Origin of the sequence: Mycobacterium numidiamassiliense (genome assembly GCF_900157365.1) — a bacterium.
Lineage (GTDB): Bacteria > Actinomycetota > Actinomycetes > Mycobacteriales > Mycobacteriaceae > Mycobacterium > Mycobacterium numidiamassiliense.
Genome location: NZ_FUEZ01000004.1, coordinates 1,302,915 through 1,329,200, shown reverse-complemented (window position 1 = coordinate 1,329,200; position 26,286 = coordinate 1,302,915). Strand labels below are relative to the sequence as shown.

Below are 26,286 nucleotides of genomic sequence, written 5' to 3'. Positions count from 1 at the left end.
AATATTTCGTCACGAGTGTCAAAAAATATACTAGGGTCGAAGGATGGCTCCGACTCCATGGGACCCCGAGATTACGGCCGTTGTCTGCGTCGAATGCCAGAACGGTGTACTGGGCCCCGAATCCGTCTTGCCCGCCTTGGCCGCCGACAGCTCCGAACTCGTCTCCGGTGTGCGCCGACTTCTCGATTCCGCCCGCCGGCTCGGCGCACGAGTGGTGCATGCGACCTACGAGGGCAACCTCGGCGGGCGGCCGACCGGTACGGCGCGTATCTGGCGGGCGCTGGGCCCGGCAACCGCACATTGGGCTCCCGGAACCGCCTCCACCGCAGTGCTTCCCGAGCTGCTGGCGCCCACCGATCTGGTGTTACCGCGCCATCACGGCCTGTTCCCCACGCTCGATTCCGAATTGCTGCCTGTGCTCAGGGGCTTGGGTGTGAGCACCATCGTCCTTGCCGGCGTCTCGCTGAACCTGGCGATCACCCACACTGCCGGGCATGTTACGCAGGCCGGTTTCGACCTCGTCGTCCCGCGCGACGCTGTCGGTGGAACCCCCAAGGACTATGCAGAACAGGTGCTGGACAACACTATTGCCGTGCTGGGTCGGCTGACCACGATCGATAAGCTCATCGACGAATGGGCATCGGTCAGGTCTGACCGTTGACCGTTCGCCACAGCATTTCGGTGGCCGCCATAAGCACCGCTTGGCGCGTCGTCGACGGGACCTCGTTGTGGCGAACCATCAGCCATGAGCGTTCGAGCATCGCCATAATCACCAGCCCGGTAGCCACGGGGTCAAGGTTGGGCGGTGTCGGCGCGATCTTTGCGATGCCCTCACCGAGCGCGGCGGCGGTTCGACGGTGCGAGCGGGCGACCGCGGCGCGGAATTTGCGATCGGGAGGCATGTCCTCGGTGGAGCGGATGACGAACGCACCGTTGCGGTCGAGGTAGTCGAAGTAGCCGGCAACCCAGGCCTCGACGTCCTCCCGGCTGGGCGGGCTCCCCTGCTCCATGAAACCCTCGACAACCGCCAGCGCTTCGCGGTAGGTATTGGTGCCGAGGTCGATGAAGAGCTCGGTCTTGTCGGAGAAGTAATAGTAGAAGTTCGCCCGGGTGACAGGTGCGAGGTCGGTGATGTCCCTGATGGTGACGCCCGAAAAACCCTTGCGCGCGAACGCCGTCCGCGCGGCGTCGAGGATTGATTCCCGGGTGCGGTCGGACTTGCGTGTTGGCCGCCGGGGCGAGCCCTCAGGCGCCACGCGTAGCCGGTTCGGCTGTGGCCTGCGGTTCGGGATAGAACCCGCTCGCCCACCGGCGCAGCGCGCGAAAGCCCGCCCCCTCCGAGGTCGCCAGGCCCGGCCGTTCGAGATACTCCTGGTGCTCCCAGATCCGGATGTCGTCGGGTAGGGCGACTTTCGCCGCGGCCAGCCGAGCCTCGAAATCACCAGGGCCCGCTGCGTTTTCCTCGCTGATCCAGTACCCGGCGAAGATGTCGGACCTGGTGTCGTCGACTGGTGTCGCGCAGATCGAGATGACCCGGATTCCGTCGCGGACGTGTTCGCCGCTGTAGCTGAGACCGAGGCCTGACCAATAGATCTCGATCGTGTTCATCGTGTCGCCGTCGCGGTCCAGGCCGTCGCCCCACCTCCTGCCGAAGCCGACCTTGGCCGACCAGGTCGAGCTGTCGGTGCTTTCACGCAACACCACGGGACTGATCGGGGTGCGATGGACGAATTGGAAGTGGTGGGGATCGACGGCGTTCTCGGCGATCACCTGGGGATGCACCTTTACCCGCTCGTGCCGCGTCCGGCAATCGGCGCCAAACGGGTGGAACCGCCGCGAGCGGATATGATCGCCGAGCACCGCGAAGGCGTCCGGCGCCACCCATAGCGGCTCCCGGCCGGCGCTGTCATGCCAGATCAAGATCGAGTCGTTGAGCTCCGCGACCGGATAGGAACGTACTCGGCGGGCCTTGTTGGGCCGATCCTGGTACGGGATGTGGACATTGCGTCCGGCGCCGTTCCACACCCAGCCGTGAAACGGACACTGGATGCCTTCTTCGACTACGCACCCACCGTGGGCCAGGCTGGCGCCAAGATGCTGGCAGTGCGCGTCCAGCACCTTCACCACCCCGTCCAGCTGCCGGAAGGCGACCAGATCCCGGCCGAAGTAGTGCATCGGGACCACCTCGGCGACGGCGATATCAGCACTCCAGGCCACCTGAAACCAACCGGTGGGCAGCATGCTCGGCAGGGTTTGCATTATCCGAACGCCCTTTCCACGCGCGATACCTAAACAGCCGTATTTCGAGGCTACCCATTTTTGACACTTTTGTCTAAAAGAGCGTGCCATCCGGCGAATTCCCCACGGCGACCAATCAGGACGTACAATCACTTATCTTACTAGGTTAATGATGTGCTCTAGACGGATGCGAGGGCGCATGGACTGGGGTCTGCCGTGGCTGGGGCCCGCGCTGGCAGCGCAGGCGGAGACCGCCGGCGCGCAGGCGTTTTGCGCCGGCGAGTTCGCCGACCTCAACGCCTACATCACAGCGACTGAGATGGCCCTCGGTACCTCGCAGGCGAACATCGGCCCGGGTATCGCCTATGCGTTCGCCCGGTCCCCGTTCGTGCACGCCGCGGCCGTCCGACATCTCTCCACACTCGCGCCGGGCAGGGTCTTTCTGGGACTTGGGTCGGGGACCTCGCGAATGAACAGGGACTGGTTCGGTGTCGACGCCACCCACCCCGCACCCCGGATGGCCGAATTGGTCGAGGCGATCAGGGCGTTCCTGAACGCCGAGAACGGCGAACGCGTTCGATACGAGGGCCGGTTCTACACGATCGACGCCGACATCCGCGCACCCGTGCTCGGCCGGTTGGACGTGCCCATCTTGATCGGCGCCTTCAACAAGATCATGTTGCGGACGGCAGGTCGCACCGCCGACGGCGTGCTGGGGCACGGCCTGTTCACCGATCGCTGGTGGACCGAACTCGTCGAGCCAGAACTGGCCCGCGGCGCCGAATCAAGCGGACGTGGCGCGGCCGAACTACGCCGCTGGGGTTGGCTGATCACCGCGATCGACAACAACGACCCTTCCCGGGCTATCCGGGACGCGCGGCTGCAGATCGCCTTCTACTTCACCGTGAAGACCTACGACTCACTCGTTGAACTGCACGGTTGGACAGACGAGGTCGCCCGGATCCGATCGGCCTTCCGCAGCGGCCATCCGGAAACGATCGCCGACCACGTCACCGACGATATGCTGTGGTCGATCGCGATCTGCGGCGATGACACACAGGCGCGCGAAATGCTTGCAGCTCGCAAACGACTGCCCGACACGGCATTTGCATCACCGCCAAGCTTCCTGGTCGGACGCCGACGACGCGCCGGCTATGGTGCGGCCGCGACGCGCCTTCTTTCGCAACTGCACTGACGCCATCCACGGGTGCACCATATCGGCGCCTTACATGGTGTACTGAGTACTACATGTCGAGTTCAGGAGGTCGCGATGCCCAAGCGGGAACCGCTCGCGCCGATGACCGCGTCACAGAATAACGGCGCGGTGCGGTCGCCGAAGACGGCCGAGATCGTGGCGGACACGTTGCGGCGGATGATCGTCGAGGGACAGCTTAAAGACGGCGACTTCCTCCCCTACGAAGCCGAACTCATGGATCACTTCCAGGTCAGCCGGCCGTCACTGCGAGAAGCGGTGCGAGTCTTGGAGTCCGACCGCCTCGTGGAGGTGCGGCGCGGCTCACGCACCGGCGCCCGGGTTCGCGTCCCGGGCCCCGAGATCGTCGCGCGGCCGGCGGGCTTCCTGCTCGAGATGGCGGGAACGACGCTCGCGGACGTGATGACGGCACGGATGGGTATTGAACCGTATGCGGCCCGACTGCTCGCAGAGGATGGCACAGCTGCGGCCCATCGCGAGTTACGCGAACTCATCGAGGAGATCCCCGCTGCATGGGAGACCGGCAAATTGGCCGCAGCCTCGACCGCATTGCACCGCCGGCTAGTCGAATTGTCGGGCAACGCGACGCTGACCGTGATCGTCGGCATGCTGCACGAGATCTTCGAAAAGCACATGACCGCAGCATTTCTCAGCGTTCAAAACGTCGTGCCCAAGGCTCAGTACACCAAGCTGATGCGGTCGTACACCCGACTCGCCGACTTGGTGGCCGCTCGGGACGGCGCTGAGGCCGAGGCGCATTGGCGGCGACACATGGAGAACGCCAGCGCCGAGCTGCTCAAGGGCTACGAGAAGACGAAGGTCCGAGACATCATGCACTGAGTGGGCCCCGCGCCCACCCTCACTTGAAGGACATCTGATGCGTAAACCGCTCGACGGAGTTCGCGTGCTGGAGGTCGCCCAGTTCACCTTCGTTCCCTCGGCAGGCGCGGTGCTCGCCGACTGGGGCGCCGACGTGGTGAAGATCGAGCATCCTGTCACCGGCGATGCCCAGCGCGGCTTGGTCAAGGTGTTGGGGGCCGCGGCAACCGTACCCGGATCGTCGTTCGCGCCCATTATGGAAGCGCCCAACCGCGGAAAGCGCAGTGTCGGTCTGGCCCTGGACAATTCCGAGGCGCGTCCGCTGCTCGACGAGCTGATCCGGCGAAGCGATGTGTTCCTGACGAACTACCTGCCGTCGTCGCGGAAGAAGCTGTCCATCGACCTCGACGACGTCCGCCGAGTGAACCCCGACATCATTTATGTCGTCGGCAATGGCTTCGGTTCCAATGGGCCAGACCGCGATGCCGGCGCCTACGACGCGACGGCCTTCTGGGCCCGCGGCGGCAGCGCGGACGGCCTCACATCACCCGACGCGGCGCAAACCCCGTTCATGCCCGCCGGAGCGTACGGAGACAACATCGGCGGGATCACCATTGCCGGAGGTGTGGCGGCGGCACTTTACGGCAGGCAGACCACGGGGGAACCGTCGGTGCTCGACGTCTCGCTCCTCGCGGTCGGCGCCTGGGCAACGCAATTCAGCGTGAACATGGCGATGCTGATGGGCGGCCCCCTGCCGAAGGTCGAACGCCGAACCCAGGCTCCGGGTAACCCGCTCACCGGCGCCTATCGGACTTCGGACGGAAGGTTCGTCCAATTGTCGATGCTGCAGCCGACGCGGTACTGGCCGGAGTTCTGCCGACTGATGGGTCTGCACGATCTGGCCGAAGATCCCCGGTTCACCTCGATCGAGGCGATGGCCGAGCACAGCGAAACTGCCCAACACATCGTCGCGGAAGCGATCGGCAACTTGACCTTCGCCGAGTGCCAATCCTTATTGCGCAAGGGCAGGGGGCAATGGGCCCCGGTACAGGACGCCTGGGAAATAGCCAATGACGAAGCACTAGCCGCCAATGGCCTTATCGCCGAAATCGTTGACGCAGAAGGTCATCCGCAGAAGTTGGTGGCCAATCCGGTGAAGTTCGACGACGCCCCGGCAAGCCTGCCCAGAGCGCCGCAGTTCGCCGAGCACACCGACAGCGTGCTGCGCGAATTAGGCATCGATGACGATCGCCTCATCGAACTCAAGATTGCCGGGGCGATCACATGAGCGCGGCGCTGGTCGCACGGTCGATGCCCCACTCAGGCCATGTGCCGAGATGTCCAAGTCTGCCATCCCAGCCTCAGATCGGGTCGAATGATGAGATCAGCCACCGGTTGCCGACCTTGTCCATAGTCACGCGGACCGTGGATGCGGTGTCGGTGGGCGCATCGTTGCCAACGGTTACAGTCTGGTCGACGTACACCAGAGCAACCGCGTGGTTTGGTGTCGCCGACACTGAGGCGGCAGCGGGAACGGTGGCGATCGCCGAGATGTGGTCCTTCTTGGCGCCGGGTACCACCACGTCGCGGACCAGATCTGCGTAGGAGTCCCTAAACTTACCGGTCAGCCGGTCGCGGGCGGCCCCTAGTTCCTTTTCGACGCTGTCGGGCTGGTAGGACAGTATCGCAACGGTAGATTCTTTGGCCGCCGCGACCGACTCGATGCCAGCGGCCCCGGAGCTGCGGACCCACGTGTCTTGCCACTTGAGGTAGCCGGCGGCCACCGCGATCAGCAACGCCAGTACGGGCAGCGCCCCGAAGACCAACGCCCGGGACCATACAATCCTGCGCTTACGTACCGGGAACTCAACGTCTTTCGCGTCCTCGGCTTCAGTGTCCTCGCCCTCGGCGGACGCCTCCTCTGCCTCAGCAATGTCTTTTGTTCCGTTCGTGTCGTGCGCGTCACCGGTCGCCTCAAGTTCGTCCGGTGCGCTTGCCGCCAAGTCGGTCGTCTCCTCGACGACGATGGCTTCGTCTTGCTCAGTGGCGGAATCGATGTCAACCGGCACGGCGGTGGTGCCCTTTCTGGTTCGTAGACTTAGTACTCGGTGCTTGCCGACCTGGAAGTTACTCATAGCACGAATGCGACGTTGGAGACTTTCGCGTCGTTTCCGAGCTTTTGCACGGTGATTCGCATTCGCCAATGCCGCAGATCCTGTTCTGCTGCACCAAGATTCGACGTCTTGACCGACAGGGCAACCAGCACTTGGGCTTCGGTGGCCGACTGCGACTCCACACCCGCCTCGATGATTGTGCCTACCGACTTCGACTGCGCCTTCTTGACGACGTCGACGAAGGGTTTGGACCGATTGGAGAAGTCGTCGTAGAAAGTGCCTGTCGCCGAGTCCAGAATGCGCTGTATGTCAGCATCGGCGTGCTGCCAGTCGATCGTCGTCAAGTTCAGCGCCCCTTGCCTTGCGACCTGAATCAGTAGCTCGCGCTGTTCATGGGCCTGGTGTGACTGATACATCCGAAACCCGAACCAACCGCCCAGAGCGCCCAAGGAGACTAGTGTGACCACCCCCCACACCGCCGCCAACCGTACCGGCGATATCCGCTTCTTCAGCGGCGCAGCGTCTTTCGAGGCATCGTCGACTTCGTCATCGACCGCCGCATCGTAATCATCGGCTTCGTCGACCGGTCCTTCCGCGGCCAGCTCCGAATCAGGGGCCGCGTCGGCCTCCTGCCTTTTCGAGGTGACCAGTTTGGGCAAATCCGGCGAACCCGGGTCGGTGTCACCGGACAATGCGGGGGTTGTTTCTGTCCGTTCCATATCGCTCAATTCCTCTTGGGAGGCAGCAGCATGCTCTGCCATGTTTGCTCCTTCGTAGCTCCGTGGGCCAAGTCGGCTTGGCTGTACATACGCCCGTCTGGTCCCACGTACATACCGGTGGCTGGGTCGTATTGGACGGCAGCGATCGGGGGCGGTGCAGGACCCGGCGGCGACGGGGGCGCGGACTGCCCGGGCGGCTCATCTCCTGGCCGCAGCTGTGGCACATTCTGGCCGGTGTACGTCGCGTTCGGATCCCCCTTCCAGGCAAAGCCGTCGTTCAGGGGGACGTAAGTCTCGTCGCTTTCGCACATCTTGACGGTCGGTGCGCGCTTGCCGGGGCGAGTCTCACACGGCAGATTGCGCGCGCCGCGCACATTGATCATCGAGCCTTGCGGTATCCGGCAGTAAAGGTCGCCTTTTGGCGGGTCCGGGTAGTCCTCGTAGCTGGCGGCCCGCTCCTGCTGGACCGGCAGGAACCCCGTGACGCAGGGCGGCGGCCAGTTGAGGTTCAGGTTGAAGCTGAGGTAGCCGCCCAAGTACGGCTGTTTGGTATTCCTGTTGGGCACGCCGGTCGCTTGGACGTCGGCGGCCCCTTGCGGCAGCTCCACCAAGATGGCTTCCAGGTTGTCCCGGTAGGTGACTCCCACCTGCCCAACACTGACCAGGTTGGCGAGCACGATCGGCAACGTGGGGTTCAACCGGTCGAACAACTGTCGGGCCTCGGCGGCCGCTGGGCCGCCCGTGTGAAGCAGGCCCGCGACCGCGGAGTCGTTGTCTCGAAGCTGTGAGGTGATGGTGGCCAGGTGGGCGGCCCACGCCTGCACCGCATCCGATGACTGGGACTGGCTGTCCAAGACGGGCTTGGACTCGTCGATCAAGGTGACGAGCGCGTCCAGGTTCTTGCGGGCGTCTATCGCCAGATTGGTCGTCCCTTTGACCAGCCGGGACAGTTCCGGGCCCAGCCCGCCGACGGCGACATAGGATTCGTCGACCACCGTTTTGAGGTTGTCGCGCGGGATCGCGGTCAACCCGCGATTGGTCGCCTGCAGCAGCGAGTTCAGGTTTGGCGGAACATACGTGCGGTCCACAGGGATCACGTCGCCGTTTCGCAGCGACGGCCCCTCGCCGGTGCGCGGCAGCAGCTCGACATATTGCTCGCCGACCGCGGACACGCTGTGCACCTGGGCGCTGAGGTCGGCGGGGATGTGGACATCCGAATCCAGCTGGAGCACCGCCTCGGCGCCACTACTCGTTAAGCGCACGTCCCGTACCCGACCCACCTCGACTCCTCGGTAGGTGACGTTGCCCCCTGGGTACAGGCCGCCGGCCTCGGGCAGCTGCACCGTGACCGTGTAGCGGTCGACCCCGAAGAATGCCGTCGGCACGTGCATGTAGTTGAAGAACATGACGGTGCCTGCGACCACACTGACAACCGCGAACACCAGCAGCTGGATCTTGATTCGCCTAGTGAGCATGATGTCAGCGCCCCTGATCGAAGTGATACGGGACAACCAGGGGGTTGCCGGGGTTGTACGGACCGCCCGCGGTGCATGGGCTGGGCATCTGGCCGATAGTGCGGCCCCACTGCAGCTCAAGCTCGGTCAGATTGCACTCGAACCGGGTTCCGGTGAAAAAGGATGCGTCCAGCCGGCTCAGCGTCAGGTCGATGACCGCAGTCAGGTTCGCATAGTCGCCTCGCATCCATTTGCTGAGTGTGCCGGTGGGGAACGGGAAGGTTCCGTAGAAATCCAGCGCACGGGTTAGCGCTGGCCCGGCATCCGCCAGTGACTGCAGCACCGGGCCCAGGTCCTTGAGCTCTTTGACCAGATTTTCCTTAGTCTTGTTGACCGAGTCAGCGGCAAGCGCGCCGAATCTGCTCAGGTCACCGAGAGCGTCGGCCAGCGCGTTTCGCTCGTCTTTCAACACGGTCAAGGCGTTCGGGATGGTCTTCAACGCCTTGTCGATTACCGGTTTCTGGTCGGCGAATTGACCAACCAGGTTGTTGAGGCTCTCCGTTGCGGCGATGATGTCGCCTTTTTGGTCGTCGAGGTAGCCGACGAACTTGTCGAGCTGCCCGAGCAGGCTTCTCAGGTCTGCCTCGCGGCCGGTGAAGGCGGTGCTCAAGGACTTGGTGATGTCCTGGATCTGCCCTAGACCGCCGCCGTTGAGCACCAGCGAAACCGCGGCCAGCGTCCGTTCGGTAGACGGATAGGTGTCGGACGACAACAGCGGGATCAGCGATCCGTTTTTGAGCTTGCCTTCAGGCGGGACCCCGGTGGGGGGCGCCAGTTCGACGTGCACCGAACCGAGCAAGCTGGTCTGCCCGACCGTGGCGGTCGCGTTGGCCGGCAGGTCGACGTCACCGCTGATCGTCATGGTGACCAGTGCGTGCCAACCCTGAAGCTCGATGTTGCTCACCGTGCCGACGGTGACGTCATTGACCCGAACGCGAGAATTCCGTTCGAGATTTTGCACATCGGGCATCTGCGCCTGGATCGTGTACGAACCGTGGCCACCCCCGCTGGTTCCCGGCAACGGAAACGAGTTCGCGCCGCGGAACCCGCAACCGGACAGCGCCGTCGCAGCAAGCACCAGCCCCATGGCTGCGCGAGACCAGCGCCGTGATCGACTCACTGTCCACCTCCCGAAGGCACCATCAGCCCGCGCAGGCCGTCGGCTGGATTGGTCGACACCGGTTGGACGGCCGCCGGCGGGGGGGCGGAGTTTGGCTGAGGTGGCGGGGCGCCCAGGGCGGGCGCTGCCGGCTGTGGGGGAACATAATCGGGCCGCAGCCAGTCCTCGCTGTAGGTAATTTCGTTGGGACGAGCCGTGGTTCCGACGAAGAGATTCTCGCCCAGCGGCGGGAAGGTGTATTGACGGGTCTTGAAGATCGGTGCCAGATATTGCACGCAGAGTTTCGCTGACTCTTTGGCGCCGCGGCGCGAGGCCGCCTGAATCGCGGCGCACAGGAACTGGATTGGGTTGGCGAATTGGTTCACTCCCAACGCTCCGGTCAGCGCGCCTTGGGCGGGTTGGTAGATGTTGAGGAAGTTCTGGAAGGCTGTCGGGGCGACATGCAGAATTTGTTTGACATCGTCGAGGCTTGCGTTCACCGTCTGTGATACCGAAGCCAGCTTGTCGGAGGTGGTACCCAGCGTCTCTCGGTTATCGGCCACGAAGTTTCGGACGTCGTCGGCCACGTCGTTGAGGTCGTGAACTGCGTTTCCGACCTCGTTGGGGTCATTGGCCAACAGGTTGGTCACCGCGGCCAGATTCTGGTTCAGTTGGCGCAGCAGGTCGCTGCTGTCATGCAGCGCGGAGACCAGGATCGACAGGTTCTTCAAGGTGCTGAACAGGTCGCTGCTGTGGTCGCCGATCGCCGATATCGCCTGTGACAGCTTGATGAGGGTGTCTCGGATATCCGGGCCCTGACCGCGCAAATTGTCGGCGGCGGTGTTGATGAATGCGCCCAAGGTGCTGGTGCCGCCCGGCTTGGTGGGCTGCAGCGTCTGCGTCAGCTTCTCGAGCTGCTGGCGCAGGTCGTCGTATTCCACCGGAACCGCGGTACGTTCCTGTGGGATCACCGCCCCGGCCGCCATCACCGCCCCGCCCGTGTAGGCGGGCGTCAACTGGATGGATCGCGGCGTCACCAGCGACGGTGACAGGATCACGGCTTTGGCCTCGGCGGGCACCCGGTATTTGGCGTCGTACCAGAAGGTGATCTTGACGCGGCTGGGCTGTGGTTCGATCTTCTCGACCTTGCCGACGCGCACACCGAGAATCACGACGTCGTCGCCGTTGTAGAGGCCGGTGCTATCCGCGAAGTATCCGGTGACGGTGGTACGTCCGCTGCCGCCGGCTGTCCGCACCACCGTAGCGATGCCGCCCATAAGCAGCACCACTAGCGTGAAGGCCAAGCCGATCTTGGCGTTACGTGAGTTCATTGTCCGCCGCCTTCACCGGGCAGGTCTGGGGGCGCGATGGCGGGCGCCGGCGGTCCTGGCGGGGGCCCGCCAGGTGGCGGTGCGGGTGGTGGCTCCCGATACGGGTAGCAGCCAGGGCCAGGCAAGGCCACACCCGGCACACCGCACGGATGATCGCCGGGGTTACCGGTGATGGCGTCCGGGATGTTCATGCGCGGTTCCCCGCCCTGGCCGGTCCGCGGGAACGGTATCGGTAGCGGCGGCGTTGCCGGCTGGCCGACCTCCGGGTCGGCGCGCTGCGTGGGCAGTAGCACGTTCGGATCCAGGCCAAGGTCGGAGAAAGCCGCATCGATGAACGGCTGCACGAACTGACCGGGCAGCAGGTTGGCGACATAGGCTTCGTAGAACGGCCCGGATGAGACCGTTTCACCCAGCCGCAACGAGAAGCTGTTCAGCCCCGTGAGCGCCTTCTGGACGCGTTCTTTGCGGTTGTCGACGATGGTTAACACCTCGTTGAGCTTGTCCAGCGCCGGCTTGAGGGTGCTGCGGTTTTCGGCGATAAAGCCCTTCACCTGCTGGGCGACCGCGGACAGATTGTTGGAGATCTGGTCTAACGCGCTGCTTTGGCTTTTCAGTTGCACCAACAGCGCATTGGTCTTGGCGACCAGGTTGACGATCTCGTCACTGCGTTCGCTCAACACCTTCGTCGCTTTGTTCGCGTTACCCAACAGGTCTCGCAGCTGGGTGTCGCGTTCGTCTAGTGACTTCGAGAACCGAGCCAACCCCTGCACCGCGGCCTTGAGGTCGGGCGGAGTATCCGAAAACGTGTCGGCCAGCACGGCCAGCGAGTTGGATAGTTGATCGGTCTTCAACCCGCTAATGGTGGTGGTGAGATCTCCCAGCGCGTCGGGCAGTTGGTAGGCCGGCCTGGTCCGATCGAGGGGTATCGGGCCAGTCAGCTGCCCCTCTCCCCGCGGGGTGACGGCAAGGAGCTTTGTGCCGAGCACGGTCTTCAATTTGATTGCTGCCTCCGTGCGGTCACCGAGGTGCACGTCGCCGTTGACGTGAAACTTGACCAGCACCCGCGCTCCATCCAGCTCGACACTCGAGACTTGACCGACCCGGAAGCCCGACACCTGAACGGCGTTACCGGGTACCAGGCCGCCGGCCTCGGCGAAATATGCCGAGTAGGTCCTGCCCGTCTGGAAGAACGGCAGCTTGTCGTAGTTCAGCGCCAGCAACATGACAACAAAGGTGATGCCGAGGCCGATGGCGCCGATGGTGAGCGGGTTGCGTTCGGAGAAGGTTCTCATCGCGGCGTGCACCTCCCGGTGGCCTGGCCGGCGAGCTTGATATACACCGGTTGGCCGCCTTTGCCATTCACTTTCAGAATGGCGTCGCATAGATAGAAGCTGAACCAGTCGCCGGTTAGGCCCTGCCTGTTGAGGATCTTGAACGCGTCAGGCCAGGCGTTGAGGTAGTTGTCAAAGAATTCACGATCGGCCAGCACGGTGCCGGCAGTCCGGTCCGTCTCCCCCACAACCTTTTTCAGCGGCGGGCGGGCCTGTGCCAGCAGGTCGGCGATCGACCCGGCGGCGGCGTTGGCGTATGCCACCCCGTTGCTGATGTCCTGCTTACGGGCTTCGAGGCCTATCACAAGTTCAGATAGTGAGTCGACGGCCTTGGCGAACTGTTTGCTCTGGCCGCTGAGTGAACCGAGCAGAGTATTCAGGTTCGTGATGACCTGGCCGATCAGTTGATCCCGATCGGCCAGAGTGTTGGTCAGGGCCGCGGCTTGGGTGAGAAACGAGCCGATCGTGCCGCCCTGACCCTGGAAAGCCGCGATCAGTTGGCCGGTCAGTTTGTTCACCTGGTCGGGGTCCAACGCGCGGAACAAGGGCCGGAATCCGCCGATCAGTGCATCGAGGTCGAGTGCCGGCTCGGTGCGGCTCAGCGGAATAGTCCCGCCCGGATACAGTCTCTTTACTGCCCCGGCACCCTCTTCGAGTGCCATATATCTGCCCCCGATGAGGTCGGCGAAGCGGATGGCGGCCCTAGCGCCTTCGGTCAGCACCACCGAGTCGGCAGCGGTGAACTCGACGAGCACCGTGGAGTCCGGCTGGATGGTGATGTTCTTGACCTTGCCAACCTCGACACCGGCGATGCGGACGAAGTTTCCGCCCTCTAGCCCGGACACATTCGCGAACACGGCCTTGTAGGTCTTCTCCGGTTGGAAGCGGAGCTGGCCGAAGACGGCGACCAACGCGAACGCGCCCAACAAGCACACGACCAAGTAAATGGCAAGACGCCATGTGGCGCCTACCAAATTCTCTCGCATATCTGCCTTCCTCTGTGGCTTCTGCTACCTGTCGCCTTCGGCCGTCAAGGCGGGGGCGCAGCCGATGGTGGCGGTCCGCACGGCTGGTTGAGGACTCCGCACGTTGCTTGAATCCCGGGCGGCACTAACGGCACGAACGGTTCGGAGCCCGCCGGCGCAGGACCGGGTTCTCGTGGACCGCCCGGCGGAGGCGCGGGCGGCAGGCCGGGATACAGCGGCGTTCCGTCCGGGGCATAGAGCTGCGCACCGTAGGGTGGTGCTCCTGGATACGGGATGGGACCGGGCGCCGGGTCCGACGGATGGCGGATGCTGGGCGGTTGGGGCGTCCCCCTGGTGACGGGGAAGTAGTTGGTATAGCCCGGGAAGCCGATGCCGGGGTTGGGTCGCACGTCCATTCCGGTGCCCCACCCGGAGTCGGTGACCAGGTAGCGCTGCGGCCAGTTCTTGGCCACGTCGGGCAAGGATCCGCATCCCGGCTGGCCGCCGGGGCCGCCCTTGATGCCATTGACCGGCAGGTTTTGCGGATACCGGTATGCGTCCTTGCCTAGCAGCAACCCGACGTCCAAGATCTCGGAGTATCCATTGGAGCCGCCGGAAGAAGCTACGGCCCCGAAGTCGAGGGCGTTTTTCCCGCCGACCAGCGTGCAGGTCAGTTCCGGGTTGTACTTCATCAACAGGCGCGTGGTGGACTCCAGCAAGTTGATGCCGTGCACGAGGTTGTCCCTATTGGGGCCGATCAGGTTGACGCCGCCGCGGGAAAGGCCGCTGACGTTGAGCAACAGTGAGTCGAGTTGTTTTGCGCTATCGGTGACGGTGACGCTCGTCGTGCTGGCGGCGTCGAGCACCCTCACGATGTTGGCTGCGGCCGCGCTGTAGGTGTCGCTGAACCCTTGGAGGGCGCGGTAGTCGGCACGGATCGTCTCGCTGCGCGGATTGATAGCCAGCAGGACCTGGTTGAGGTCGGTGGTGGCCTCGCCGATCGCTTCACCATTGCCGCGAAATCCGTCGGCCAGCGCGGTGAGCACCGCATTCAGTTTGGGGACGTCGACCTGATTGAGCAGCGCAACGAGGTTCTGGAACACCGTGTTCACTTCGACACTCACATTGCGCGACTTCACCACCGCTCCCGCCGCCAGCCGTTGTGCGGTTGGGTGGGCCGGGGCAAGCAGGTCCACGTATTTGGCCCCGAAGGCCGTTGGCGCGGTGATCTCGGCGGTGACGTTGGCGGGAATGTAATTGAGCTGCTCTGGGTACAGCTCCAGCTGCAGTTTCACCGGATCGCCTGACTGGATTGACGCGACCCTGCCAACCTGGACGCCGCGCAGCTTAACTTTGGCTCCGGGTTCCATGACCAGCCCCGCCCGGTCAGATGTCAGCGTCACCCGGGCATAGGGCCTGAAGTCCCTGTTGAACGCGCCCACCGTCAGCACGATCAGCGCGCAGATGCAGGCCAGAAGGATGAAGGTCCAGATCGCCGGGTGCAGACCGGCCTCGCGCCTTTTGCTCTTCATCGCCGCTACCCGGAAAGGTGGAAGTCGCCGGTCACACCGTAGGCGGCCAGTGCCACCGCCAACGTGACCGCGACCGCCACGATCAGTGACGTGCGCACGGCACGACCGACCGCTTCACCGACGCCGGCAGGCCCGCCCGAGGCGGTGAAGCCGTAGTACGTGTGCACCAGCATGATCGTTACGGCGGAGGCGATGACTTGCAGCAACGACCAGATGAGGTCGGTGGGTTGCAGGTATGTATTGAAGTAGTGGTCATACACGCCGGGCGGTTGGTCGTAGACGAAAATGACAAGGCCTCGCGTAGCCAGAAACCCGGCCAGCGCAGCCACGCACCACAGCGGAACCACGACGATGACGCCCGCCACTATCCGGGTCGAGACCAGGTAGGTGATCGTGTGCACACCCATCACCTCGAGCGCGTCGATCTCCTCGTTGATCCGCATGGCGCCCAGTTGCGCGGTGGCGCCGGCGCCGATTGTGGCCGCCAAGCCGATATCGGCGATCAGCGGTGAACTGATGCGCGTGTTGATGTAGGCGGAGGCGAAACCGCTCAACGCCTGCACCCCGACATCGGATAGTGATCGGTACAGCTGGATGCCGACGAGTCCACCGGTTGACATGGTCAAGGTGGCAACGATGACCACGGTGCCGCCGATGATGGCCAGCGCGCCGACGCCCAGACTCATGTTGGCGATCAGGCGCAGCGTCTCCGCCTTGTAGCGGGCGCAGGCCTCCCACACGAAGCCAAGGGCTTTGACGTAAAACGCGGTCTGGCTTCCGAGCCGGTTCCATCCGTCGACAAAACCGCGGACTCGATTCGTCAGCTGCGGCAGCCGGTGCGCCGCCGGGATGGCGCTCACATCGTCGCCTGCGCGGTAATCGCGGTCAGCACCACGTTGATCACGAACAACGCCATGAACGTGTAGACCACGGTCTCGTTCACCGCGTTGCCGACGCCTTGCGGACCGCCACCCACGGTGATGCCCTTGTAGCAAGCAATAAGACCGGCGATGAGACCGAACAGCATCGCCTTGGCGAAGGCGATGATCACATCGGTCAGCCCGACGAGCAGCGTAAGGCTGGCTGTATACGAGCCGGGATTGATGTGCTGAAAGTAGACGGAGAATAGGTATTCGGTCACCAGGCCGACGATGGTGATGACGGCGTTCAACACCAGCCCGTTGAGTCCCAGCGCCAGCACCCTGGGCACGAGAAGCCGCTGCACCGGGTTGATGCCCATCACTCGCATAGCGTCGACTTCTTCACGGATGGTGCGAGCGCCGAGGTCGGCACACATTGCGGTCGCGCCGGTACCGGCGACTACCAACACCGCCGTTATCGGGCCGAGGTATACCACGGCGGCGAGCGCAGAGCCGGTTCCTGATGCGTCGGCCGCGCCGATTTCGACGAGCAGGACGTTAATGATGAAAACGGCGAGCGCGTTGAACGGGATCGCTAAGAAGACTGCCGGGGCGGCCGACACCCGAGCCACGAACCACGCCTGATGGATGAACTCACGCCAGGCAAAGGGTGGACGGACCATCTGCACCGCGATGTCGAGCGACAACGCGAAGAAGCTGCCGACCTCGCGCAGCGGCTTGCTAGCGGAAGCCGCCCAGGGACGAGTACCCAGGAACGCCTCCACCGGCGTCTGCGCAGCGGTAGCGGCCGGAATAGGCTCTGTGTCCGTCTCCACTACTAGTGCACCCGTTGGTGTCTAAACTCAGCCCGCATTAAAACGATGAATCCTCCCCGGCAACGGAAAGACAACCCGCTGCCTTCCAATGTGTGGCCCACAGCACAGCGGGACGCTACACCATGACATTGTCACAGGGCAACAAGGAATCGCCTACTCCTAACAACGCAACCCAGTGGATGTCTGTGTAACTATCCTGATTTGCTGTGCGGTCCGACAATTTTGGCTTGGATGTCGCAATCCCTTCGCCCCGAGCGACCTCGCGGCGATCGGCCGCGGACATCGGCAGAGAGCGCTGTCCACCCCGGTACCGTGCAGATATCGCCTGGTATCGTCCTGCCAGCTAGGCAGAAACCTTCGGGGTGTCGCTACTTTCAGGATCCGTTTCAGGGCGACTGAACTGCCGCTAACATATTTGCTGGAAGGTTGGTCTTATTTCAATTATTTAACTGGGATTAGGGTCGGCATTGAATTAGAACCATTGTTAGCCGATTATCTCCGACCGACGTCGTGTCAGGTTAGTCACCGACAGGTAATAAGTATGTTTCGTGAAGGTGTTTGTGCAACTAAGGCTTGTCTTTGTTGCACACCGCAACAAATTAAGAAATCCAGAGATCCAACGTAAATCAGACCGAATGAGTGGTGGTGTATGCCTTATAGTGCCATCCCGACGTCCCGGTCCCGGGCGGCGCGGGGTGTACGACTGGGCAGCCACTGGGTCGCAGTCCAACACGGACCTAGCAGCCGTTGGATCGCGTCGAAGCCCCGACGAAGCGGTGAACAGCGGTTATGCGCGGCGACAAGTCCGAGAACCTGACATCGGTCGGTGCCGCCGCAAACGCCAAAACTCATTACCTAGCGCTCTGGACAACTGCCGACCACGCCCCCATTTGGCCGGGCGGTTAATCGCCGCTCGCGGCGAGGCAGGCGGCCCGTCTTTATTGCGCCGAGGGTCGACGGTGATTCCGTGAACAGGAAAGACGCCAATCGTAGTTGGCTTAGTAAATTATCTATCTATATATCGGATTAGATCATTATCTTTTTTTGATGCATTGCCGAGGAATCTCAAGGGATCCGCCGGGTACTGAACCGCGGTGAGTCACACGCGCTGCTCGATGATTGCTACCTGGTTAACTGGCGGATATAACGTCGTTGGTATGCACGCGGCACGATCGTGTCAGAGCTGACGAACGACGGAGCGGCAGCGCCTTCAACAAGCGTCACCTCGGTGGCGCGGCGGTCGAGTCTAGGAGCCGCACCGTCCGCCACGGACAACGACTACCGAGCAGCAGTTGGTCTTGTCGTTATCACGCCAACTGCATGCCGCGAAGACCGTAGTGTGCTGTTGTGGACCCTCACGCCAGAGTAAGTCGTGCGAAATCGGGGGCCGCCGACTCGCCTGCGGATGAGGGCGAGGCGCGCGAACGTTTGTTGACCGCGGCCGATGCTTGCTACGCCGAGAAGGGGCCGGTGCGTACTCGCATGGGCGATATCGCCCGGCGCGCGGGTGTGCACCGGTCGACGGTGTACTACCACTTCCCGAACAAGGACGCCCTGCTGGCGGCCTCCTTTGTGCGAGTGCTCGGCGCCACGCTGCAAGCCGTTGAGCAATGCTGGCAGACTGACGAACCTTTCCTGGCTCAGCTCGTCGCAGCTTGCCTGCGGGGGATCGACATCGCCCGCGGCTCACCGATACTGCGATCACTAGTCGAAGACCACCAAGCCCTTGGTGCTGCCTATCACGCCGCCGAAGGCTCCGAGTTGTGGAGAGCCAAACTCGCTGACGCGCTCGTGCGGCGCCTCGAGGCTGCTGCCGCCGCCGGCGAGATTCGCCGCGATCTTCGCGCCGACACCCTCGCGCGCTGGGTTGTCCGCATTAGCTTCAGCCTTATTGCTGAACCCGCCACGCCTGAAGACGCTGGTGACGAGGGCGTGCTGCGCAATCTGCTCGTCGCGTCGCTAAAGCCTCGCAGATAGCCAAGCCGGCTACGTCGACTCGCGACCCTGGTGGCTGGTCGGTCAGCGCCGGCCAAAACCCCTGCTGTCCTTAGCCGCCAGGATGGCGGGCTATCCGGTTGCATTACCTCGCCGAAAGGCCTTACTTCACAGCATGATTCACATATCTCGAGCGCGGTCGCGTGCGAGCGGTGGACGCGACTCGATTGCGGTCCGATAGATCAATTCGCAAAACCATCGCGATATCCAGCGATCACAGCACAAAAGTTGGGTACCGTTGTTTCGATCGAGCCAACAGCTCGCAGAGTGATCTGTTGCCGACGGGTCTGGGCGGTGCCTACATTGCTCTCATCGCGGGCTCGGCACAGGTGGCGAAACGAAGCGAGGTGCGCTCGTGCACAAGCGGTTCAGCAACGCGTCCGCAGCTGTCGTCGTAGCGGCGAGTATCAGCGCATGCTCGTCGTCACCAGGCGCAACAGCACCTCAGCCGGGAACACTGCCCGCCGGAACCGCGCAGGTGATGATCAACGATCAGGCGCTTCCGATGACCCATGCGGTGACATGCATGCCGGTTGGACCGCTAACAATGATCACTACCGGTGACACCGCGGCAGGTACGAACGCGGTTGTCTCCAACCAAAATTCGCTCACTGCCAAGTCAGTCAATATCACCGATCTGGGCGGATTCACCGGCAGTTACACGCACGGCCTCGACGGCAAAGCCGACGTCACCATGAATGGTTACACGTATACCATCCGTGGGAACGCCGAAGGCTTCGACATCAACAACCCCAGCATGAGGGCCGCCGGCACATTCACGATAAAAGTCGCGTGCTAGGACACTAAGCTAACTCCTCAGATCCGGGCGCCAACGACGGCCGACCCCTGCTCTATTCCGGAGGGTGGGCCGGCGGCGGGTACACGCCCCTCAGGATCCAGGGCAGCCAGTTGAAGCCGAACTCGAGTTCGTCGCTGGCGTCATAGTCAGGGCTGGGGTCGAGCGGAATGTTCTGGCCCTCGGTGCTCGCCGGTGTTGCCCCCCCAACCCCTTGGGGCTGCCCGTAAACCGCCACCACAACGGTGCGATCCGGACTGTTTTCCGACCACACCCCCATTTGGCTGTGGGCGCAGTTGGACATGATGTTGAAATAGGCTGGGTCGTGGTACCACCGGTTGATCAAATCGTTCCCGCTGATTGCGATTGACTGATTGATCGCCACCGTTTCGGCCACCGGGCCATGGAAGCCGGCCGCATTGGCACGGTCTTGTGGCGTGGACCCGTCTGAGCCGATATCACCGTCTAGCGCGCGGCTGTTCAGCACATCCTCCGTGTGCCGCTGCGCAGCACGTTGCAGCTGCGGACTGATCCTAACGTCGTTGGTGCAGCCTGCTTGATGCTGCACGGTGAAGACGTTGGCGACGACACCGTCATTGAGTCGCTTATTGTTCGGGATAAGCGTGTTGTTGTCGCCATCCGCATGCGCGACGGGAATTCCCAGGAGGACAGCGGCGGCAACCACCGAGGCAGGCACGGGCAGTGGCCGATAGTGCATGTCCAAACTCCTCCTTGTTAGCCGCGAGGTGGCAGTACGGGTCGGCGGACTTCGTGCGAGCAAAGCACAGCCTTGGCGGGGACCGCGTAATCGGATTTGGCATCGCCGAAACGGCGGTCGCGCGCCGTCTCTACAGCCGATATCATTGCGGCGCAAGACGACCCCAGCATGGACGTAGGCTACCCACGGCGCAGCGGCGACGTCTAGTGATTTATTAAAATAGTTAGATGTTATTTTAGCGGCGCCCGGGTCGCCGCCCCGACATCACGATCGCCGCCATCGCTACCTGCCAAGCCGCGATTGACCCAATTGCTTTGGTAGTCAAGCCGTCGGCAGCGGAGTTTCGACCGCGGACTGGCAGGTCGCGATCGGTGTCGGCGGGACGGTTGAAGTAGTCCAGCCCCACTCTCGGCCAGCGGGGTGGCAAACCTCACGTCAAAAACATACAACTATATATCTAATTCACGCGTAGCATCCAGGAGCAGCTGGACCTGCGTGTCACGGTCCCTATGTTAGAGCGAGGTTGAGCACCGTGAGTGACGTCGTGTCTATTGGCACTTACCTTCCGCCCTGGACGACTGGTGTGGGTAACCATCCTCGTCGGGTCAAGGGACCCGACGAGGATGCACTGACCATGGCTGTCGCCGCCGGTCGCGCCGCCGATCCGGCGGCCTCTGCGCAACGCGTCGTTCTCGTCTCGCGTGACTTTCCCCTGCTGGAGGGTGGCAACGGTGCTGTGCTGCTCGCCGGTCTTTCGTTGTCCGCCGACATTCCGGTGACCGAGGTTCTCGGAGGGGCGCCGGGGGTGCTCGACCAGATCACGTCTGCCCCCGCCGGCACGCTCGTCATCTCCGCCGATGACACCGATGCCGTCGCCTCCGCCGCCGCGGTGCTGACCGGAGTCGATGGTTCGGGTGCGGCGTTGACAACGGTCGCTCGACAGACCCGCAGCCTGCCGACGATGGCGCGTGGGCAGGACGCGGAGCGGCACGTGTATGCCGATCCGCGGTTGCAGCGTGAGGTTGGGGTGAAGTCGACGCTGGCCCGGCTGGGACTCGACGGGACACAGTCCGTCGCCGCGGTCGCAGGAGTCGCGGCAGGACAACTCGGGGGTGGTTTCGATACGGGCGCCGCGGCCGAAGACGCGACGGTCTCGGCGGCCGCACTGATCCGCGTCCTGGCCGCGGCCATCGAGAAGGGCACAGCGGGTTTGGTGCTGGCTATCGAGCAGTCCAGCGTGACCGCCGCGCAACTGGAGTTGAGCGCGCGATTGCCGACGATCACCCGCGATGAGGTGACGGGTCGCGATCTGCCTAGCTTTCGGACGGCCGAGGGCATCGGCATCCCGATTTCGCTGGCCGCTTATGCGCGTGCGTTCGATCCCAAGCTGCGTTGGGAGGCTGCGGTATTCGAGGAGCGGCCCGGTATCGACTCCGCACCGCAGTTCCCGCCTCGCGCTCGGGTCGATGACAACGGTGTGCTGGCCACCGATTATCGGCTCGAGCCGTTGCCGCGCACCGGCACCGTTTACACCCACACCACGGTGCGGATCCCGGTACCCGATCTGCCCGGCCCGTATTCGCTGGCGGTTGTCCAGCTCGACGGCAGCCCGGTCCGAGTGCTGCTCAAGGTGACTGGGGTTCCGGCCGGAGAAGCCACCATCGGCCAGGCCGGTACGGTGGTGCTCCGCCGGATCGCCACCCGCGCCGGAATTCCGGACTACGGCTACGCATTCTGGCCCGGTCGCGATTCACGAGGAGTACTGGCATGAGAAACGTCGCGATCGTCGGGGCCGGAATGACTGCGTTCGGCGAGCACTTCGACCTGGGGATCAAAGATCTGATCCCGATGGCATACGCCGAGTGCGTCGCCAACGTCGACAAGGGCATCAGCAAGTCCGAGGTGCAGGCGGTCTGGTTCGGGGAGTTGACCACAACAGATGGTTCCCCTGCGGCCATTCTGGCCGACACCCTCGACCTCACCGGTATCCCGGTGACTAGAGTCGAAAATGCCTGCGCCACCGGCAATGACGCCATCCGCAACGGCGTGCTGGCGATCGCCTCGGGTGCCTACGACGTGGTGCTGGTGGTGGGTGCGGACAAGGTCCGCGAGACCGCGACGAACGCGACGTTCTGGGAGTGGGCCGGGCTGACGCGCGACACCGCGTGGGACTACCCATTAGGGTTGGTCGCCCCGGCCAACTTCGCATTGCATGTCACCCGGTACCTGCACGAGTCGCCGGCCACCAAGGAGCACATGGCGATGGTGGCGGTGAAGAACCACTTCCATGCCCTGAACAATCCGAAAGCCCAACTGCGCTTTGAGATCACCGTCGAGCAGGCATTGGTCGCGCCGATCATTGCCGACCCGTTCGGGCTCTATGACTGCACGCCGCAGAGTGACGGTGCCGCCGCGGTGATCCTGGCTGCCGAGGACGTCGTCGACCGTTACACCGACAGCCCGGTGTGGGTGCGCGGCGTCGGGTTGGGTATGGACCGGGTGATGCATCAGCACAAGTCGGACATGACAACGTTTCCACCGACGGTGCGCGCCGCCAAGGCCGCGATGAGCATGGCAGGGCTGACACCGCGCGATGTCGATGTCGCCGAGGTGCATGACTGCTTCACCGGGGTCGAGCTGATCAGCTACGAAGACCTGGGTTTCGCCAGCCGGTTCGAGGCCTACAAACTGGTCGAGGGCCGGGAACATTACGTCGGCGGGTCGATCCCGATCAACCCCAGCGGCGGGTTGAAGGCCAAGGGTCACCCGCCGGGCGCCACGGGTGTGGCGCAGTGCTACGAACTGTTCAACCAGTTGCGCGGCGAAGCCGAAAACCAGGTCGACGGAGCACGAGTGGGGTTGGCGCACAATATCGGCGGGCCGACCGCGGTGTCTGCGGTGACCATCCTGTCCAGCGACAAGAGTTGACAGCGCGGATTCGACGATGAAGGTCGGCGTGTACTTCGACATGCGCAACCCGCCCGCGTGGCGCCAGGACTGGAGTCGGCTCTACGGGTTCACGTTGGAGATGTGCCAAGAGGCCGACCACCTCGGCATCGACTCGGTGTGGACCAGTGAGCATCACTTGTTCGAGGACGGCTACCTCACACAGCCGTTGACGATGTTGGCGGCGATGGGCGCGGTCACCCGGAAGGTTCGGCTCGGCACCGCCGTTCTGCTTGCGCCGTTGCGCTCGGCGATTCAGATCGCCGAGGAGGCGACCATCGTTGACGTGATCTCCGGCGGACGGCTCGACCTCGGTCTCGGTGCGGGGTATCGCCATCCGGAGTACGAACTGTTCAGGGCGGACATCTCCCGGCGTTACACTACGACTGACCGCCGGGTCACAGAGTTGCGTGAGATCTTCTCTGATGACCGGCATGTGCCTGCGCCGGTCCACGGTCACATCCCGATCTATCTCGGCTACCAGGGACCGAAAGGGGCCAGACGAGCCGGGAAACTCGGTGCCGGTCTGCTAAGCGCGAACGGCGCTCTGTGGACTCACTACCGAGAGGGACTCGCCGCGGGTGGTCACGATGCGTCGGTGGGTCGCATGAAGGGCTCCTTCTCGGGTTGGGTAACCGAGGACCCCGAGGCCGACTGGCCCGTGGTGAAGGAACACCTGCGGTATCAGCTCGACTCCTACCGGCGGTACATGGTCGAGGACACCGACATGCCCCTCCCCCGTCCGGTCGACCCCGACCGCATCCGCAGCGAATCGGACTTGGGCAGGGTGCTCGGGGCGTTCGTCCACAACACCCCCGAGGTCGTCGCCGAGTCGGTGCAAACTTATGTCGACGACGCACCTGTCGAGGAGATCTTCCTGTGGTCATCCATCGCAGGAATGCCAGAGCAGTTGGTGGCGGATCACATCCGACTGATCGCCACCAAACTCAAACCGCTTCTCGCTCGATAGGCACCACAGCGAGGAGACCGACCGTGCGCCAGAACCCGCCGGCGACCACGAGCCAGCCACCGATCGCCGAGCACTCCTGCGACGAACCCACTGCGACCCGCACAGCAAAGTTGCTCGCGGCAGATGCCTCGCCAGCGGCGCTGCTGCGACAGGTTCGACCCCGTCGACGATGCCGGCTGGCGCAGAATGATCTGCCACGCCCAGGTGCCCACCATCGCGGATATCACCAAGAAGAAGCCCGCCGATCGGGTCGGCTGTGATGGTCGCTCGCTACCTGTCGGCCAGAAGTGGTTCCCGACCGAATTTCACGTTCGGTCCGCGATCGCGAGTCCGGCGTGAGCAGGACGATCAAGTCTGAACCCCCGGTCGCGAGACGGCGCCCGCTCCTCGGCGCGGGGGTCCGGGTGCCGATCGCTGCCGATGGTGTCTGGCTCTGCTCCGTGCGTCGATGCGGAGCCCGCTCAGAACACGTACCGTGCGATCAGGTCGGCGACTGCGGCTGGCTTGTCAGATCCGTCGATCTCGATGGTGTGGCGCACGGTCAGGTTCACGACGTTGTCGGCCACTTTGGCGGCGTCGATCAGTTCGGAGCGAATGCGGATCCGACTGCCCGCAGTGACCGCGGCAATGAAACGGACCTTGTTCAGCCCATAGTTGACACCCATCTTCGCGTTCTGAACGACGTAGTTGTCCTTGCTCAACTTCGGGATCAACGACAGGAGCAGGAAGCCATGCGCGACCGTGGCGCCGTAAGGACTGTCCGATGCTGCGCGGTCCGCATCGACGTGTATCCACTGGTGATCTTCGGTGACGTCGGCGAAGGTGTCGATGCGCGCCTGATCAATCTCCTTCCAGCTGCTCACTCCGAGTTCGTGGCCCACCAGTCGCATCGCATCGTCGATGGACGCGATCACCTTCATGGGTGCATCTTCTCTCTCCTCTACGCGACGCGCGCTCTCGCGTGCCGATGGTCCGGTATGGTCGGGCCCCGCTTCGAGGCTCCCGAATCTGCTAGCGCGCGAACAGTTCAGTGATCAGCGTGCGTCGCTGCGCCCAGTCCGCTAAACGCACGTCGGCGCAACCCTTGTCGGTCACGATGATGTCGACGTCGAAAGCCGGGGTCGACGCTGGCCGGCTCAACTGATCCACCAACGGTGACTGCCCGTTGAAGGTGGACGGGACGGCGATGATGGACAGACCGCCGCGGCTCAGTCGGCCTGCCCGGCAGTAGTCGGGGTGCCCGCCGATGCCGCCGACGACCTTGTCGCCCACCCCTTCGACATTGACCTGCCCAGCGGGGTCGATTTCGATCGCGGTGTTGACCGTGACAAGGGGCTCGCCGTGGCTGAGGCGGGTCAGGTCGTGGGTGTGCGCGACGCCCCGCAGGATGGGGCGGCCGTCGGCCCAGTCGTAGAGGACGTCGCTGCCTAGCAGATAGGTGGCCGAGGGTTGACCGACAAGCAGGCCGCGGCGGTCGAGATCGACCACGGCGTCGGTGAGCAGGCCGGTGTCTAGGCGCAGCGGAACTCGTGCGCGATGGAGCAGCGCGGTGCCCAGCTGGCCCGGCCCATACTGCAGCCGGGCTCCCGCGGACACGAATCTGAGCACCTCATCGGCGAGCGCGTCGTGCACCGGTTCGGGCTCCTTCTGCAGGAACTGAAAGGGGCCATCGCAACTGCGTCCGATGATGCGCACCTGATCGGGATTCAGCGGTGACTCGGCGCTGGCGGCCGGGGCGGTGCTGTCGATGACCGCCAACACCGGGATGCCCGCGTCGATGAGCTCTCGCTGCCAGGACACCTCGGTGCTAAACAGGAGCTGGTCGCCGCGCTGCACCAGCCGGGTGATCAACACGTCGGGCCGCAACGGCCCGAGCAGCAGCGCCGGCTGAGCGGCGAGGCTGGTGGGCAGGAATCGTGCTGACGGGCTGCGCAGCACGGCTCGCACACCCCAACCCGGCATCAACGCCACCACCTCGGCGAATACATCCGACTCGAGGCCGTCCAAGGGCGCGGTCAGCCAACTGAGCACCAACCGTATCCCGCCGATATCGCGTGCCACTGCGCTTAGCGCCGCACCGAAAGCGGTGCCGTCGCCCACTGTGCGCAGCTGACCGACCCCATCGCCGACGGCAACCGTGAAACCAGCACCAGCCGCCCGTGAGCTTGCTGCTTCATTCAGCTCCGTGCGCAGTGCCGCGGCGAAGTCGCCGCGGCCATGGGTCAGCGTCACCGTGGCGCCGTCCGACATGCGAGAGTCTGCCCGCCGATGGTGGTCATGGAAGGTCTCG

At 63.8% G+C, this 26,286-nt stretch carries 25 protein-coding genes; 10 read left to right on the top strand and 15 right to left on the bottom strand.

Annotation, left to right across the window (positions count from 1 at the left end):
* Window positions 1-43: 43 nt before the first annotated feature.
* Window positions 44-661, top strand: a complete 618-nt coding sequence (locus MNAB215_RS14985) for a cysteine hydrolase family protein (protein WP_077079544.1) — start codon at window positions 44-46, stop codon at window positions 659-661.
* On the opposite strand, the gene MNAB215_RS14980 is transcribed toward MNAB215_RS14985, so the two are convergent.
* Window positions 645-1,256 carry a TetR/AcrR family transcriptional regulator gene (locus MNAB215_RS14980; RefSeq protein ID WP_077079543.1) on the bottom strand — a complete coding sequence of 204 codons (612 nt, stop codon included), beginning with the start codon at window positions 1,254-1,256 and terminating at the stop codon, window positions 645-647. The two genes, MNAB215_RS14985 and MNAB215_RS14980, sit on opposite strands and share 17 nt — an antisense overlap.
* Window positions 1,246-2,259 (bottom strand): Rieske 2Fe-2S domain-containing protein, encoded by a 1,014-nt coding sequence (locus tag MNAB215_RS14975; RefSeq protein WP_077079542.1) that lies wholly within the window; start codon window positions 2,257-2,259, stop codon window positions 1,246-1,248. The genes MNAB215_RS14980 and MNAB215_RS14975 overlap by 11 nt, the downstream gene beginning before the upstream one ends.
* Window positions 2,260-2,437: 178 nt before the next feature.
* Between MNAB215_RS14975 and MNAB215_RS14970 the strand changes: the two genes are divergently transcribed.
* The 3 genes from MNAB215_RS14970 (at window position 2,438) to MNAB215_RS14960 (ending at window position 5,558) form a co-directional block, all read left to right on the top strand.
* Complete coding sequence (locus MNAB215_RS14970) at window positions 2,438-3,433, top strand: LLM class flavin-dependent oxidoreductase (protein WP_077079541.1); 996 nt, start codon at window positions 2,438-2,440, stop codon at window positions 3,431-3,433.
* A 75-nt stretch (window positions 3,434-3,508) separates the two neighbouring features.
* A complete protein-coding gene (locus MNAB215_RS14965; RefSeq protein WP_077079540.1) occupies window positions 3,509-4,291 on the top strand; it encodes a FadR/GntR family transcriptional regulator in 783 nt (260 codons plus the stop codon).
* A gap of 37 nt (window positions 4,292-4,328) precedes the next feature.
* Entirely contained in the window at window positions 4,329-5,558 is a 1,230-nt protein-coding gene (locus MNAB215_RS14960; protein ID WP_077079539.1) for a CaiB/BaiF CoA transferase family protein, read from the top strand.
* A 73-nt stretch (window positions 5,559-5,631) separates the two neighbouring features.
* On the opposite strand, the gene MNAB215_RS14955 is transcribed toward MNAB215_RS14960, so the two are convergent.
* The 10 genes from MNAB215_RS14955 to MNAB215_RS14910 all read right to left on the bottom strand — a co-directional run bounded on the left by MNAB215_RS14955 (window position 5,632) and on the right by MNAB215_RS14910 (window position 16,520).
* Window positions 5,632-6,339 (bottom strand): hypothetical protein, encoded by a 708-nt coding sequence (locus tag MNAB215_RS14955; protein ID WP_077079538.1) that lies wholly within the window; start codon window positions 6,337-6,339, stop codon window positions 5,632-5,634.
* Between the two features lie 62 nt (window positions 6,340-6,401).
* A complete protein-coding gene (locus MNAB215_RS14950) occupies window positions 6,402-7,145 on the bottom strand; it encodes an Mce protein (RefSeq protein ID WP_077079537.1) in 744 nt (247 codons plus the stop codon).
* Window positions 7,109-8,578 (bottom strand): MCE family protein, encoded by a 1,470-nt coding sequence (locus MNAB215_RS14945; RefSeq protein WP_108637631.1) that lies wholly within the window; start codon window positions 8,576-8,578, stop codon window positions 7,109-7,111. The genes MNAB215_RS14950 and MNAB215_RS14945 overlap by 37 nt, the downstream gene beginning before the upstream one ends.
* Window positions 8,579-8,582: 4 nt before the next feature.
* Window positions 8,583-9,704, bottom strand: a complete 1,122-nt coding sequence (locus tag MNAB215_RS14940) for a virulence factor Mce family protein (RefSeq protein ID WP_083746124.1) — start codon at window positions 9,702-9,704, stop codon at window positions 8,583-8,585.
* A 29-nt stretch (window positions 9,705-9,733) separates the two neighbouring features.
* Window positions 9,734-11,047 (bottom strand): virulence factor Mce family protein, encoded by a 1,314-nt coding sequence (locus tag MNAB215_RS14935; protein ID WP_077079535.1) that lies wholly within the window; start codon window positions 11,045-11,047, stop codon window positions 9,734-9,736.
* Complete coding sequence (locus MNAB215_RS14930) at window positions 11,044-12,339, bottom strand: MCE family protein (protein ID WP_077082028.1); 1,296 nt, start codon at window positions 12,337-12,339, stop codon at window positions 11,044-11,046. Before MNAB215_RS14930 ends, MNAB215_RS14935 begins: the two co-directional genes overlap by 4 nt.
* Window positions 12,336-13,364, bottom strand: coding sequence for an MCE family protein (locus MNAB215_RS14925; protein ID WP_077079534.1), 1,029 nt, complete (start codon window positions 13,362-13,364; stop codon window positions 12,336-12,338). Before MNAB215_RS14925 ends, MNAB215_RS14930 begins: the two co-directional genes overlap by 4 nt.
* A 44-nt stretch (window positions 13,365-13,408) precedes the next feature.
* Window positions 13,409-14,875, bottom strand: coding sequence for an MCE family protein (locus MNAB215_RS14920; RefSeq protein ID WP_077079533.1), 1,467 nt, complete (start codon window positions 14,873-14,875; stop codon window positions 13,409-13,411).
* A 5-nt stretch (window positions 14,876-14,880) separates the two neighbouring features.
* Window positions 14,881-15,735, bottom strand: a complete 855-nt coding sequence (locus MNAB215_RS14915; protein WP_077079532.1) for an ABC transporter permease — start codon at window positions 15,733-15,735, stop codon at window positions 14,881-14,883.
* Window positions 15,732-16,520: an MlaE family ABC transporter permease gene (locus MNAB215_RS14910; protein WP_083746123.1), complete on the bottom strand. Its 789-nt coding sequence runs from the start codon at window positions 16,518-16,520 to the stop codon at window positions 15,732-15,734. The genes MNAB215_RS14915 and MNAB215_RS14910 overlap by 4 nt, the downstream gene beginning before the upstream one ends.
* Before the next feature lie 1,482 nt (window positions 16,521-18,002).
* Here MNAB215_RS14910 and MNAB215_RS14905 point away from each other — a divergent pair.
* Together MNAB215_RS14905 and MNAB215_RS14900 are read left to right on the top strand one after the other, a co-directional pair.
* Window positions 18,003-18,548 carry a TetR/AcrR family transcriptional regulator gene (locus MNAB215_RS14905; protein ID WP_245830322.1) on the top strand — a complete coding sequence of 182 codons (546 nt, stop codon included), beginning with the start codon at window positions 18,003-18,005 and terminating at the stop codon, window positions 18,546-18,548.
* 373 nt (window positions 18,549-18,921) lie between these two features.
* Window positions 18,922-19,365, top strand: a complete 444-nt coding sequence (locus tag MNAB215_RS14900) for a lipoprotein LpqH (protein ID WP_077079530.1) — start codon at window positions 18,922-18,924, stop codon at window positions 19,363-19,365.
* A 52-nt stretch (window positions 19,366-19,417) separates the two neighbouring features.
* On the opposite strand, the gene MNAB215_RS14895 is transcribed toward MNAB215_RS14900, so the two are convergent.
* A complete protein-coding gene (locus tag MNAB215_RS14895; protein WP_077079529.1) occupies window positions 19,418-20,080 on the bottom strand; it encodes a CAP domain-containing protein in 663 nt (220 codons plus the stop codon).
* Window positions 20,081-20,612: 532 nt separating this feature from the next.
* Between MNAB215_RS14895 and MNAB215_RS14890 the strand changes: the two genes are divergently transcribed.
* The 4 genes from MNAB215_RS14890 (at window position 20,613) to MNAB215_RS29480 (ending at window position 24,335) form a co-directional block, all read left to right on the top strand.
* Window positions 20,613-21,851, top strand: coding sequence for a Zn-ribbon domain-containing OB-fold protein (locus MNAB215_RS14890; RefSeq protein ID WP_077079528.1), 1,239 nt, complete (start codon window positions 20,613-20,615; stop codon window positions 21,849-21,851).
* On the top strand, window positions 21,848-23,008 hold the full coding sequence (locus MNAB215_RS14885; protein WP_077079527.1) for a thiolase C-terminal domain-containing protein: 1,161 nt from the start codon (window positions 21,848-21,850) through the stop codon (window positions 23,006-23,008). Before MNAB215_RS14890 ends, MNAB215_RS14885 begins: the two co-directional genes overlap by 4 nt.
* 16 nt (window positions 23,009-23,024) lie before the next feature.
* The gene (locus MNAB215_RS14880) at window positions 23,025-23,996 is read left to right on the top strand and encodes an LLM class flavin-dependent oxidoreductase (protein WP_077079526.1); all 972 of its coding nucleotides are present in this window, start codon (window positions 23,025-23,027) and stop codon (window positions 23,994-23,996) included.
* Between the two features lie 123 nt (window positions 23,997-24,119).
* Window positions 24,120-24,335 carry a hypothetical protein gene (locus MNAB215_RS29480; RefSeq protein ID WP_131829132.1) on the top strand — a complete coding sequence of 72 codons (216 nt, stop codon included), beginning with the start codon at window positions 24,120-24,122 and terminating at the stop codon, window positions 24,333-24,335.
* 122 nt (window positions 24,336-24,457) lie between these two features.
* Here the strand turns inward: MNAB215_RS29480 and MNAB215_RS14875 are convergent, their stop codons facing one another.
* The gene (locus MNAB215_RS14875; RefSeq protein ID WP_077079525.1) at window positions 24,458-24,916 is read right to left on the bottom strand and encodes a MaoC family dehydratase; all 459 of its coding nucleotides are present in this window, start codon (window positions 24,914-24,916) and stop codon (window positions 24,458-24,460) included.
* 91 nt (window positions 24,917-25,007) lie between these two features.
* On the bottom strand, window positions 25,008-26,246 hold the full coding sequence (locus tag MNAB215_RS14870; RefSeq protein WP_083743409.1) for an acetyl-CoA hydrolase/transferase C-terminal domain-containing protein: 1,239 nt from the start codon (window positions 26,244-26,246) through the stop codon (window positions 25,008-25,010).
* Window positions 26,247-26,286 lie beyond the last annotated feature (40 nt).